General features: G+C 69.7%; 8 protein-coding genes and 1 pseudogene. 6 read left to right on the forward strand and 3 right to left on the reverse strand.

The genetic code is table 11. The features are described from left to right. The first annotated feature begins 173 nt into the window (after positions 1-173). From eccCa to ACWGH0_RS24040, 4 genes and pseudogenes are all read left to right on the forward strand, one after another. Complete coding sequence (gene eccCa, locus ACWGH0_RS24025) at positions 174-4,118, forward strand: type VII secretion protein EccCa (RefSeq protein ID WP_453406278.1); 3,945 nt, start codon at positions 174-176, stop codon at positions 4,116-4,118. Between the two features lie 157 nt (positions 4,119-4,275). Continuing rightward, positions 4,276-4,647: a hypothetical protein gene (locus ACWGH0_RS24030; RefSeq protein WP_453406279.1), complete on the forward strand. Its 372-nt coding sequence runs from the start codon at positions 4,276-4,278 to the stop codon at positions 4,645-4,647. 214 nt (positions 4,648-4,861) lie between these two features. Then, entirely contained in the window at positions 4,862-5,188 is a 327-nt protein-coding gene (locus tag ACWGH0_RS24035; protein WP_453406280.1) for a hypothetical protein, read from the forward strand. A gap of 274 nt (positions 5,189-5,462) precedes the next feature. Further along, positions 5,463-5,807, forward strand: a pseudogene (locus ACWGH0_RS24040) (WXG100-like domain-containing protein); the annotation flags it as partial. Here the strand turns inward: ACWGH0_RS24040 and ACWGH0_RS24045 are convergent. The 3 genes from ACWGH0_RS24045 to ACWGH0_RS24055 all read right to left on the reverse strand — a co-directional run bounded on the left by ACWGH0_RS24045 (position 5,690) and on the right by ACWGH0_RS24055 (position 7,405). Then, on the reverse strand, positions 5,690-6,052 hold the full coding sequence (locus ACWGH0_RS24045; RefSeq protein WP_453406311.1) for a hypothetical protein: 363 nt from the start codon (positions 6,050-6,052) through the stop codon (positions 5,690-5,692). The pseudogene ACWGH0_RS24040 and the gene ACWGH0_RS24045 sit on opposite strands and share 118 nt — an antisense overlap. Before the next feature lie 129 nt (positions 6,053-6,181). Next, entirely contained in the window at positions 6,182-6,532 is a 351-nt protein-coding gene (locus ACWGH0_RS24050; RefSeq protein WP_453406312.1) for a hypothetical protein, read from the reverse strand. A 39-nt stretch (positions 6,533-6,571) separates the two neighbouring features. Then, on the reverse strand, positions 6,572-7,405 hold the full coding sequence (locus ACWGH0_RS24055) for a hypothetical protein (protein ID WP_453406313.1): 834 nt from the start codon (positions 7,403-7,405) through the stop codon (positions 6,572-6,574). Between the two features lie 790 nt (positions 7,406-8,195). On the opposite strand from ACWGH0_RS24055, the gene ACWGH0_RS24060 reads away from it, so the two are divergent. Next, positions 8,196-11,309 (forward strand): toxin glutamine deamidase domain-containing protein, encoded by a 3,114-nt coding sequence (locus ACWGH0_RS24060; RefSeq protein ID WP_453406310.1) that lies wholly within the window; start codon positions 8,196-8,198, stop codon positions 11,307-11,309. A 31-nt stretch (positions 11,310-11,340) separates the two neighbouring features. Further along, positions 11,341-13,497: an SUKH-4 family immunity protein gene (locus ACWGH0_RS24065; RefSeq protein WP_453406281.1), complete on the forward strand. Its 2,157-nt coding sequence runs from the start codon at positions 11,341-11,343 to the stop codon at positions 13,495-13,497. Positions 13,498-13,505: the final 8 nt, after the last annotated feature.

Raw genomic sequence — 13,505 nt, forward strand, 5'->3', positions numbered from 1 at the left:
GGGCCCGCCTCCCTCATTCCTCCTCGCACTCCCCCGCATCTCCACGCTCCTGCCTCCCTGCGGTCACGGGCGTGACAGTAGGATCAGCGGCTACGCGTGCCTACTTTTCGGGCCGGGGGTCCGGGGGTTGCACCCGGAGGAAAACACAGCAATCGCGAAGGATGAGTGCATCGGTGAGCGTCGTCATCATCAAACGGCAGCCGCGGATCCAGCCGCCTGCTGTCCCGGACGGCGAGGTCAAGCTGGAGTCGCCGCCAGAGATTCCGCGGGAGGGCGACGACAGTGTGCTGATGAACCTGCTGCCGATGATGGGCATGCTGGGTTCCGTCGGTTTCTTCTTCATGCCCAACCTCCCCTCTTATATGCGGGTGGTCGGCGGGCTCATGCTGGCCTCTACCCTCGCCATGGGCATCGCCCAGTTCGCCAAGTCCCGGCAGGGCGGCGGCGCGGGGATGGCGCAGGACCGGCGCGACTACTTCCGTTACCTGGAGCAGGTCCGCAAGGACGTGCACAAGACGGCCGAACTCCAGCGCCGTACGCAGCTCTTCCAGCACCCGGACCCGGACCAGCTCTGGGCGCTGGCGGCGGACGGCAAGCGGCTGTGGGAACGCCGCCCGACCGACGCCGACTTCGCGTCCGTACGCATGGGCCTCGGCAGCCAGCAGCTGGCAACTCCCCTGGCCGCGCCGGAGACCGCTCCCAAGGAGGAGCTGGAGCCGCTGACGGCGGCGGCCATGAAGGCGTTCCTCGACGCGCACGGCAGCCTGGCCGACCTGCCGGTTTCCGTCTCGCTGCGCGCCTTCTACCACGTGGCGGTGGCCGGTGACACGGACACCGTGTACGGCAACGCCCGTGCGGCGATCGCGCAGCTCGCGACGCTGCACTCCCCCGAAGACCTGATGATCGCCGTGGTCGCGCACCCCTCGGCCGCCGCGGACTGGGACTGGATCAAGTGGCTGCCGCACAGCCAGCACCCGAAGGCCAAGGACGGCGCGGGCTCGGCGCGGCTGCTGTTCGACGACCTCGGTGAGCTGGAGGAGGCGCTGGAGGACCAGCTGGCCGACCGGCCGCGCTGGAACCGGGACGCGAACCCCGTGTACGACCAGCCGCACCTGATCGTGGTGCTCGACGGCGGCACCGTTCCGCCCGACTCGGGCCTGGCCGGCGCGGAGGGGCTCCAGGGCGTCACGTTCCTGGAGATCGCGCCCGGTGAACTGGAGGACGAGCTGCGCGGCGGTCTGACCGCGTACGTGAAGCCGGACCGCATGAAGCTGTACGTGGGCCACGAGTCGGCGTACAGCGGCAAGCCCGACGTGCTCAGCCAGGAGCAGGCCGAGTCGCTGGCCCGCCAGCTCGCGGCCTTCCGGGTCGGCACCGCCGAGGAGGGCGAACCCCTCCTGTCCAACCTGGACTTCACCGACCTCATGGGGATCGGCGACGCGGGCTCGGTCGACGTCTCGCGCACCTGGCGTCCGCGCACGCTGCACGAGCGGCTGCGGGTGCCGATCGGTGTCGGCGAGAACGGCGAGCCGGTCATGCTCGACCTCAAGGAGGCGTCGCAGGAGGGCATGGGCCCGCACGGCCTGTGCGTCGGCGCGACCGGCTCCGGCAAGTCCGAGGTGCTGCGTACGCTGGTGCTCGGTCTGGCGGTGACGCACTCCTCGGAGACGCTGAACTTCATCCTCGCGGACTTCAAGGGCGGCGCGACCTTCGCGGGCATGGTCGACATGCCGCACACCGCGGCCGTCATCACCAACCTGGCGGACGACCTGACGCTCGTCGACCGCATGCGCGACTCGATCATGGGTGAGATGCAGCGCCGCCAGGAGCTGCTGCGTACGGCCGGCAACTACGCGAACATCCACGACTACGAGAAGGCGCGGGCGGCCGGCGCCGCGCTGGAACCGCTGGCCTCGCTCGTCATCGTGCTCGACGAGTTCTCCGAACTCCTCACCGCGAAGCCCGACTTCATCGACATGTTCATCCAGATCGGCCGCATCGGCCGTTCGCTGGGTGTGCACCTGCTGCTCGCCTCCCAGCGTCTGGAGGAGGGCAAGCTGCGGGGTCTGGACACCTACCTGTCGTACCGGATCGGCCTGCGTACGTTCTCCGCCGCCGAGTCGCGTACGGCGATCGGCGTCCCGGACGCGTACCACCTGCCGTCGATCCCGGGTTCGGGCTACCTGCGGTACGACACCGACACCATGGTCCGCTTCAAGGCGGCGTACGTGTCGGGTCCGTACCACGGCGAGGGTCCTTCGCGGGTGCACCGCTCCACCCAGCTCCGCCCGGCGCTGTTCACGGCGCAGCACGTGGCGCTGCCGCCGCAGCCCGTGGTCGAGGAGCCGGAGGCCGGGAACCGGGTCGACGACGCCCTCGCGGACACCGTGCTCGACGTGATCGTCGCCAAGATGGAGAACCAGGGGCCGCCGGCCCACCAGGTGTGGCTGCCGCCGCTGGAGGAGGCGCCTTCGCTGGAGCAGCTGCTGCCGGCGCTGGCCGTCACGGCGGAGCGCGGTCTGACCGCACCGGAGTACACGGCGCTCGGGCGGCTCAACGTGCCCGTCGGTCTGGTGGACAAGCCGTTCGAGCAGCGGCGCGACGTGCTGTACCGGGACTTCTCCGGCGGTGCGGGTCACGGTCTGTTCGTGGGCGGTCCGCAGTCCGGCAAGTCGACTCTGCTGCGTACGCTCATCTCGTCGTTCGCCTTCACGCACACGCCGAGCGAGGTGCAGTTCTACTGCCTGGACTTCGGCGGTGGCGGTCTGATCGCGATGGAGGACCTGGCGCACGTCGGCGGGGTCGCGAACCGGCTCGACGGCGAGAAGGTCCGTCGTACGGTCAGCGAGGTCGAGGGCATCCTGAACGCGCGTGAGGAGTACTTCCGCGCGAACAACGTCGACTCGATCCAGACGTACCGCCAGCGCCGGGCGGCGGGGCAGCTGCCCGACCAGCCGTGGGGCGACGTGTTCCTCGTCATCGACGGCTGGGCGACGTTCAAGACGGACTACGAGATGCTCGAGGCGAGCATCACGGACATGGCGATGCGCGGTCTCGGCTTCGGTGTGCACGTGATCCTGACGGCGAGCCGCTACACCGAGGTGCGGCCCGCGCTCAAGGACATGCTCCAGAACCGCATCGAGCTGCGGCTCGGCGACCCGACGGAGTCGGAGATCGACCGCAAGGTGGCGCAGAACGTGCCGGCGTCCGTACCCGGTCGCGGTCTGAGCCCGGACAAGCTGCACTTCATGACGGCGCTGCCGCGGGTCGACGGCTCCTCGGAGACGGAGGACCTGGCGGAGGCGACGGCCGTACTCATCCGGGGCATCAACGAGAACTGGCAGGGCAACCCGGCTCCGGCGGTGCGGCTGCTGCCGAGGATCCTGGAGGCGGAGCGGCTGCCGAAGGGCTTCGAGCACCCGGACCGCGGTGTCGCGTTCGGCATCGACGAGTCGGCGCTCGCGCCGGTCTTCATCGACTTCGAGACGGATCCGCACTTCATCGTGTTCGGTGAGAGCGAGTCCGGGAAGTCGTCGGTGCTGCGGCTGCTCATCAAGCAGATCACCGAGCGCTACACGCCCGAGCAGGCGAAGATCGTCATGGGTGACTACCGGCGTGCGCACCTGGAGGCCGTGCCGGACTCGCACCTGTCGCGCTACTGCGCGTCCGCGCCGGCGCTCACGGAGACGCTGGAGGGTCTCGCGGGGTCGCTCAGCCGGCGTATGCCGGGTCCGGACGTGACGCCGGAGCAGCTGCGCAACCGCAGCTGGTACAACAGCCCGGACGCGTACGTCATCATCGACGACTACGACCTGGTGGCGACCGGGATGAACCCGCTGTCGCCGCTGGTGGAGTACCTGCCGTACGCCCGTGACGTGGGCCTGCACGTCATCATCGCGCGTTCGGCGGGCGGCGCGAGCCGGTCGCTGTACGAGCCGGTGATGCAGCGGCTGCGGGAGCTCGGGGCGCAGGGTCTGGTGATGTCCGGCGACCGGTCGGAGGGCGCGCTGCTCGGCAGCATCTCACCGTCGCAACTGCCGCCGGGGCGCGGGTACTTCCACACGCGGCGCCGGAGCGGGCAGATGGTGCAGGTGGGGTGGCTGCCTTCGCGGTTCTGACGGCTGCGGCTGTGCGCGTGTGACGAGAGGGGCGGCGGCCGGTGGGCGCCGCCCCTCCCTCGTATCCCTTGGAGGGGGCGCGGCTCGCGCGTTAGGCTGACGCTGCGACAGACGTGCGGTGTGGCGGACACGGGGGGCAGTTGTGGCTGGGGACGGGGTGAGGGTCGATGCGTCGGTTCTCAAGGGCGAGGGCTTCCACATGTTCGAGGTGGGGCAGGACTTCGCCATTGCCGCGAAGGCCCTCTTCGAGGGGCTGAACGCCATCGAGAAGGATTCGGGCAAGACGCCGCCGTGGGGCGACGACGAGATGGGCGAGCACTTCGGCGTCGTCTACGAGGGGCTGCGCGACGGCATGAGGGAATCCATGCCGAGTCTGGCGCAGCGGGTGGCGGGCATGGGGATCAAGTTCACCGCGATGGGCGTGCGGCACGAGAAGCACGAGATCGAGGAAGACGCGAAGTACGCGGCGCTGACGTCGCAGCACGAGGCGGACGGCGGCGCGAAGGTGGACGGCTTCAAGTCGGTGTGAGGTGGTGCTGGGGCCGGTGCGGCGCCGACACGCCGAGGTGTGAGCTTGGCGGTCGGCCCTCCGTACGGGGCAGGCCCCCGCCCGGCTGTCGGCGCACGTTTACGATCGACGTCCAGTACGTACACACATGGCCCCACGTCCCTTGTGCGGCGGTTGTGTCGGCGAGTTCCCACTCAAGACTCAAGGCAACGCGAGTCAGGCAAGGACACCATCCATGAATCCGGAGACCCCCACCCCCGAGCCGCAGGTCCCGCCCACCACTCCCGAGCAGGCTCTGGAGATCGTCCGCAGCCGTTACGCCCAGCCCAAGCTGGCGGACGGCACACCGGCCCCGATGCACGTCCACGAGTTCGACATCGGTTACCTGGTGTACGCGACCTTCCCGCGGACCACCGACGCGGCCGGCCGGCCGCAACCGGCACAGCCCGGCGGCAGCAAGATCGTGGTGGCCAAGGACACCGGTGAGACCGTGACCGTCCCCAATTACCCGACGGAGAAGGCCATCGCGCTGTACCGGCGGCAGCGTCAGGCGGGCGAGTAGGGACCGCCGACAGCACCAGCCGGGCCAGCAGGGACCGCCGGCACACCGTCGCCGTGGCAGCACACACAACTTGTTCACCGAACTTGCCCGGTTCGCAGCACGGTTGTGACAGGAGCGGCCTCCGACACGGGCGCTGATGGTTAGTAAGCTCTGGGGGCGGTTGTACAGCGTGTGATTCTCCTGTCGTTGGGGGACGTTGTACGGCGGCTGCCTATCGGGGGTGTGGCGCGCTGTGGCGATGATGTTGCCGGATGAGCTCGAGTGGGTCCTGAAGATGCTCGGCTACAACTGGCCGACGGCGAACGAGGACCTGCTCAGAGACTCCGCCGCGCTATGGCGGAAGTTCGGTGACGACGCCCAGAAGCTTCGAATACGTGCGGACACGAGCGCACGGACGGTGGTCGCGCACAACGCGGGCGAGTCCATCGACAAGTTCACGACCCACTACAAGAAGTTCTCCGACGGCTCGGACGGCTACCTCGCCAACGCCTCCGAAGCCGCCTACATCATCGCGAACGCCTTCGAGGCCGCTGCGTACGTGGTGGAGTTCGCCAAGTACGCCATCATCGTCCAGCTGATCGCGCTGGCCATCCAGATCGCCGCCGCGGCCGCCGCATCGGTCGTGACCTTCGGTCTTTCCGCCGCCGCCGGTATGGCCGCCACCCAGATCACCAGACTCGCCGTACGACGCATCCTCGACGCGCTCAAGGACGCGTTGATCGAGGCCATCGTCGAAGCGATGAAGGAACCGGCCGTCTCCGCCGTCCAGGCCATGGTCACCGACCTGGTCAGGCAGTCCGTGAACGTCGGCTTCGGCGCCCAGGAGGGCTTCGATCTCAGCAGGACGGTCAAGGAGGGGGCCAAGGGCGGTTGGGAGGCCATCAAGCAGACGCCGCAGACGTTCGCCGAGGGCCTGCGCGACGGCCTGGGCAAGAGGGCCGGCAGCAGCGTCCGCGACGGCATCGACAGTGGCTACAACAGCAGCATGGACGCCTACAACAACCGCAACAATCCCACTACGGGCAGCGGTGACGGTGGCGACGGCGGCGGCTCGGGGAGTGACGGCTCCTCCTCCTCTTCTTCCTCCTCCTCCGACGGCTCGAGCTCTTCGAACTCGGGGGCGTCGGGGTCGAACGCCTCCTCGTCCAACGCCGGCGGGTCGTCCGGCACCTCGGGATCGTCCAGCTCGTCGAACTCGTCCACGTCGTCCAACTCCGGTTCGTCAGGGTCATCGGGGCCGTCCACCTCCTCCGACGCCTCGGGGCCCTCGAACTCCTCGGACACGTCCAGTTCGGACACGTCGACGACCTCCCGTGCGAACCCGAACACGGGCAACACGAACATCGGCGGAGGCATATCCGCCGACGGGGACGGGCCGGCGGCCTACAGCGGCCCCGACCTCGGGAATCTCCCCAGCACCGACACGGGAAGCGGCACCGCGAACCCGTCGCCCAGCGCCTCGGACGGGGGGCAGAATCCTTCCTCCTCGAACTCGCCCTCCCGGCCGACGCTGTCGGACTTCGACGACCCGTCACCCAGCAGTTCGGCACCGTCACCGTCCCCCTCCCCGTCTGCGGACACCAGCAGCAGCAGCACGCCCAGTGCGGGCGACAGCCGCGGCGGCTCGTCATCCCCCGGCGGCCTCACCTCACCGAGCCCGCAGTCGGCGCCCACGCCGACGGGCGGCAGCACGCCCTCCGCCACGAACAGCGGCGGCTCGATCAGTACGTCGATCGACAGCCTCGCCGCCAGCATCCCCACCCAGTCGAACGCCGCCCCGGCGCCCACCACGGCCGATCCTTCGACCGCAGCGGGCCCGCGCCCGGACGGCAACTCCTCCATGCCGACCTCGCCCACGGCGCCCTCGACGGCCGCGGACGGCGGAGCGGGGGCACGTACGGGTACGAACACCACCCCTGGCGGCTCCCCGTCCGGTACGAGCCCCACCAGCCCGAACCCCTCCCAAAGCCCGCCCAGGACCCCCTCCACCACCCCGGGCACCCCCAACCCGACCGGCACGGGCCCCGCCTCCACCCCGAGCCCGACACCGTCGACACCGCCCCGCACGCCGACACCGTCGGCCGACGTCCGCACCCCGGGCGCGACGCCCGGCGCCGTAACGAGCCCGAACGGGAGCACCCCCGGCGGGGCGAACCCCCGCACCCCGAACCAGAACACCCCTGGCTCGGCCGGGGGCCGTACTCCGAACCCGAACACCCCAGGCTCGGACGGCAGCCGTACGCCGCCTCAAAACACACCGGCCCCGGCGAGTGGGCGGCCTTCCGGCCCTACGGCCACCACGCCGAACTCGACAGACGGCCCCGGCCCCGGCACGAACCCGAGCCGCACCGTACCGCCCCAGGACCCGAGGCAGCCTGCGCCGCCCACAAACACGACGCCGCCCACGACCCCGACGACAGCGGCAACGCCGGGTGCAGCCGCCGCACCCGGCAACGGAACTCCGGCTCGTACACCCGACGCCGCAGCGCCTCCGACGGCCGGCAACAGGCCGACCGCGTCGCAGCCGGGTACGAGCACCGCCCCGCCACGGCCGCAGCAGCCGGCGGGCAGCGCTCCCCACACGCCGAACAGGCCGGACACACCCAACACACCGCAGCAACCCGCCGGCAGCAACCCCGGCACGCCGTCGAACACCCCTAACCAGCAACAACAGCAACCTCAGGTGACTGCGGTACCGATTCACACCGCGGTGCCCACCCCGACTCCGTCAGGACAGGCGTCGAGCACCCCTCCGTCCGGCCCGAAGCAGGAGCCCGGTTCGCCGCAGGCCGACCCCGGCACGCCCGACAAGCCGGAGTCGGAGCCGGACAGCTTCAACGGCATCCGCGACGACTTGGACCACTCCCCAGGAGGGCTGGAGGAGCCCGACCCGCAGGACCAGCAGATCCTGGCGAACGCCGTGCCGAAGAACCCTGACGGCACCCCTCAGCGGTTCCCCGACCCGTTCGGCCCTTGGAGCCAGCTCCAGAACGACGGCGGCAACGAGGTGCCCGGGCGCAGCAACAACTGCGCCGACTGCGCCCGCTCCTTCCTGGAGACCTGGTACGGAAACCCGCAGGTCTCGGCCCCCCGCACCCCGGACGCCGACGAGGACGGAAACCCCGACCCGTTCTCGCCGGAAAACAACGCGAACGAGAATCAGATGCGTTGGGCGGGCACGCCGTACACCTACTCCGGGCCCGGCGACGACCCCGACACCGCAGCGGGCATCGCGTGGGACCTGGAGCAGGCCGGTCACGGCGCGTCGGCCATCGTGCATGTGGACTGGGCCGACGGCAGCGGCGGCCACGCCTTCAATGTCGTCAACCACAACGGCACCGTCGTCTGGGTCGACACCCAGAGCGGTGAGGTAAGCCACGAGCCGCTCCACATCGCCGACGCGGAAAACGTCTGGCACATCCCCTTGGACGCCGACCGGAACCCGATCCTCCCGCCGGAGACCGAGACGGACGGCTCGGACGGGACGACCGACGACTCCGACCAGACCACCGACGACTCCGGAACGGGGACGGACGACTCGCACGAGGGGAGCAACGACTCCCCGTCGCCGGAGAACGGGCAGAGCGCCCCCGAGAACGACTCTTCGGGCCCCGAGGGCCGGTCCATGGCCGGTGACGCGACCGGTAACTCCAGCACCCCGGACAGCCGGCCCGGCCAGGCCACGCCCCCGGCCGGAGACACCGGCAGCAACCGCTCGGAACAGAGCTCTACGCCGAGCCCAACCAGCACAGGCCTCTCGTCCACCCCGAGCCCGACAGCGTCAACCACGCCGACACCGTCGCCGGACAGCCGGACCCCGGGGCCGGACGCCCGTACCCCGGGTCCCGACCAGCCGGCCCCCGGCACGACACCCGGCGGTTCCACCACCACACCCGAAACCTCGTCCGGCCGGGCACCGACTCCGCAGGCGAACACACCGAACACCAGCACGCCGAACTCGCCGAACTCGCCGAACAGCGGTACGCCCACCCCAGGGACGACGCCGACGACGTCCAACTCGAATCGTCCCGAATCGACCACCCCGCACCAGGACCCGAGGCAGCCCGCGCCGCCGAGGGACACCCCGTCGCCCACCCACACGCCGACGGCGGCACCGAGCCCGGCCGCCGCCCCGGACGCCACCACCCCCAGCCAAACGCCCGAAAGCGCGCCGCCGCCGAACAGCAGCACCCCGGGCACCCCCAGCGCTCCCCACCAGTCCGAAGCCACCTCCACGCCGGCCTCGGCCACCCGCGACAACACACCCCCGGGCGGCGTCACCGACCCGACGCGCGCGGAACAGGACGCCCTGGAGAACTCCGTTCCCCGGGACGAGAACGGCGACCCCACCCGCCCGCCGGACCCGGCCGACGGGCCCTGGGTCCGGAACATCAACGGCGACGGACCCGACACACCCGGCCGCAACAACAACTGTGTCGACACCGCCCTGTCCACCGTCGACACCTACGCCGGCCACCCCACGGCTGCAGGCGCGCGCACGCCGGACCTGGATGCCAACGGCAACCCCTCGGACCGTGGCGAGAAGGGCGGCCGCGACCGAATAGAGAACACCCTCGGCGCCCGCTTCAGCGACATGGGCAACGGCCGCGACGCCTTCAACCGCCTGGAGAACACCCTCCGCCAGAGCGGCCACGGCTCCCAGGCCGTGATCATCACGCAGGACGCGAACGGCCGCGCCCACGCGTGGAACGCCGTCAACCACAACGGCAAGATCACCTACATCGACGCCCAAACGGGACGGACCAGCCCCAGCCCGCTGCACAGCGGAAACAACGGCGTCTTCGCGATTCCGCTGGACGCGAACCGGCAGCCCGTGACGCCCCACCAGCGCGCCGACCACGGTACGCAGCCGCAGCGGGAGACTTCCGAGACCTCCACGGGCGCCGACCGCAGTGCGCCCGACGAACCTGCCGGAACCGATCCCGATGAGACAAAGGAGTCCCAGGACGACGAGGGCGACAAACCCAATACAGGGGCCGCCCCCGAGCGGCTGGGCTCCACACCGTTCGACGCAGACCAGCAACCGGATCACCAGCATTACGGTGTCGCCGGCGACAAGGCACAGCAGGACTTCCGGGAGCACCGGGACATCCGGCAGATCGACCTGGATCCGGTCTACGACACCCTGCGGGACTTCGCGAACAACGACAACGCCGGGCTGCGTGACCTGCTTGACGGAAGCAGAAACGGTACGACCTGGAGCCGCGACGACCTCGCCAACCGCATCCCGGGCTTCAACGATCTGAACCGAGGCCAACAGGCCGCGGCAGTAGGTGTTCTGGCACGCCTGAGCAACGACTTCCACATGAACCAGGGCGTCGGCGCCAGTCCGTACCGGCGCGAGGGCGGCCAGTCCGCTTACCACTGGCCGGAGTCGAAGGACGCCACAGAGGCACGAGAGGCGCACCGGCCGCGCGACGAGAAGCGGCAGACGAACTTCCCGGGCAACGACGCCGATAAATACCGGGATTCAAGGGCCGCCGTCGCGGCCGCGAACGGAAAGAGTTTCTCCGAGGTGGTGGGCTCCAATGCCCCGTCCGCCAATCCTGCACAGCGCACCCGCCACTACCTCGACAGGACCTACGACGAAAGCGTGGTCGATCAGGTAGTAGACGCCACCAAGGACATGAAACCGAATTTCCTTGGGCGCAATTTCGCCGTCATGGAGGTGTACGACCCGGAAACCAAACAGACCCACTACGTGGCCGACAGCTCGTTCAACTACGTGGGACCACGACCCGACCACTCCGAACCGCACTTGGGCGGCTGGATCGAGCGCCTCAACGAGGACCGCGCAGCCAAGGGGCAGAAGCCTCTTGTCCCCGCGCACCTGTATACGGAGCGGGAGCCGTGCGGTCACCCTTCCGAGTCGAGGGGGCACGCGGACTGCGGAGGCTATATCCGCGCCTATCTGCCGGATAAGATGGGGACAACCTACGCAACGGCTTACCGAAAAGGCGAACAGGTCGAACCGTTCGTTCCGAGCAAGGACAGACCCAATGCCATGCAGGCCATGGAAGCCGATTTTCAGGATCATTTGAACAAGGTTGCTGATATTCTCAAGGCCTACGCCTTGCCGACGCCAAAAAGCCCTGCATAGGGAAGACCCGACGGTAGGAAATACCTGACGCATGAGTACCACCCCGAACCCGGATGAGGTCACGGCAGAACTCGCGCTGAACCGTGCGCTGCAGTGGATCGACCGGCCTCGCGAAACGAGTGCCTGGCTGTGGATCGGCGGGCGTGCCGGCAGCGGCAGAACGGCGCTGCTGCGCGAGGTCATTGCCCGCCACCCGGCCGCAGTCCACGTCGACTGCGCCGGCAAGTCAGCGGAGGCGGTGGCCCGGGAGTTGGCGACGGCCCTTGGCATCGCCGCCACCGACTCCTTCGACAACGACATCGCCGCCGTGGCCCGCCGAATCAAGGGCGACCCCGTGGTCGTGCTCGCGAACACGCAGTGGGCGGGTCGGCTGCGCACCTCGCGCGAACCGCAGCGTGTGCTCGATCGAGTGGCACGGGCCCTGATCACGTTCCATCCGCGCGGGCTGCGGATGCGCCTGCTGGTCGAAGTCGACGACGCCCCGGGCAGAACCGAGGAGATGGGCGGACGGCATCTGACCCTGCAAGGGGGCTTCGAAAGCATGCCCTCCTTCCCAGAGCCAGACGAGGATGCCGCCCTGTCGTGTGCCCTTGACGCGCTGGCATTGGCCGAGCACCGCTTCGTTCCCATCCCCGTGTGGTCCCTGCTCTGTTCCGCCCTCGGCCGGGACATCCCCGAGTCCCGGCTGGAGGCGCTGCTGGACGCCCCGGCGGCCGGGCAATGGATCCACCGCACGGACGACGAGGCAGGCACTGCCCTCATCTCCTTCAAGCAGGAGACAGCGGCCCGGCAACTGCGTACGCGGATGCCCGCCGAAGAGGCCAGAACCTGGCACGCAAACGCAGTCACCACACTCTCAGCTGCAGACGCCCCAGAGGCGACCCGCTGGTACGCCGACCGCGCCCTGGCCGGTCACGCAGCAGCAGCCGGCCAGTTCAACGCGTTCCTCGAGGACACGGCAGCGGTCGCCGGGGTGGGCTACGAGACGCTCTTCGAAGGGTTCGAGGCCGCGTTCCATGCACGGCCCATCCCGCAGGGGAGTGCCGGGGCCCGCCTTCACTACATGGCGCGCCGTGGCGTTCAGCCGTCGTCCCAGGGTGAGTGGCTGGCGCTGTTGCACCTGACCCTGAAACAGGCCGGGCCGACGCAGGAAGCAGCCGCCGACCGGCTCCTGGCAGCGGTCGGCCCCGTCACCCTGCCCTGGCGAACCCTCTGGGCCGAAGGCGTCGGTGCTGGCGTGTTCAGCACGGACGAAGTGGTCAGCCGCCCGATCCTTCGGACGCTCCAGATCGTGCACACCCCGACCGGCGATGTGGTCACAGCCCGCACGCGCCGCGAACACATCGGCAGTTGGGACCTGGCCACGGGCGCGCCCCGCCCCGAGCCCGACGAGGCCGCGGACACCTCCGACACGACGCACGCGAACCAGGGGCCCAAGGGGTGGCGCCCCGCTGGAGCCCTCAGCGGGGAAGTGGACCTGCCTCGTATGCCCGAGTACGTCCTTCGGGGAACGCGCTCGGGCCATCACATCGCTCTGGCCACCATGGACGGGGTATGCGTGATCGAGATCAACCAGAGCGCCGGACACGAGGATGCACCAGGCCTCCTCATGTGCCTGGCAGGCACCGACACGACGCTTGCCCGAGCCGACCTGCCCGCCCAGGCCCTGGCCCCCACCACCGACTGGCTGGCGGACATCTTCGGATCCGCAGCGGTCAAACGGTTCCCTCAAGAGACCCTGCCCGCCGCCCTCACCGACAGCAGCGCACGCGCCTTCCTCTCCGACGTCGGCTTCCCCTGTGTCACCGGCCTACTCGAACTCGACACCACGGACCTCGAGCACACGGGCCTGCACCCCGTTGTCGAACCCTTCGGCAAACCCGACGAGACCGACTCCACGTACTTCTCCCTCGGCAGCTGGCAAGGCGCGCGACTCCTCCTCGACGGCCGCAACGGGCGTGTGCTGCAGGACGGCTGGTCGGGGATCGAGGACGAACTGGCCGGCAGCAGTCTGGCCCAGTTCGTCGCAATGGTCCGCCTCTACTTCTGGTGGCGCGCCTCCTGGTGGTCGATCGAGGACACGGAGTCGGACCTACGCCACTGGCTGAACCTCATCGACCCCGAGGCCTACCAGACACAGGGCTGGCAAAGGGTCTTCGAGGACTACAACTTCGACGACCGGGTCTGACCCGGCCA

The organism is Streptomyces sp. NPDC054887, from assembly GCF_053610585.1.

Coding starts and splice junctions, on each gene's coding strand:
- ACWGH0_RS24050 (WP_453406312.1), bottom strand. CDS start 6,532: ATGTTCGTGTTGCCCGTGTTCGGGTTCGCACGGGAGGTCGTCGACGTG.
- ACWGH0_RS24035 (WP_453406280.1), top strand. CDS start 4,862: ATGAATCCGGAGACCCCCACCCCCGAGCCGCAGGTCCCGCCCACCACT.
- ACWGH0_RS24065 (WP_453406281.1), top strand. CDS start 11,341: ATGAGTACCACCCCGAACCCGGATGAGGTCACGGCAGAACTCGCGCTG.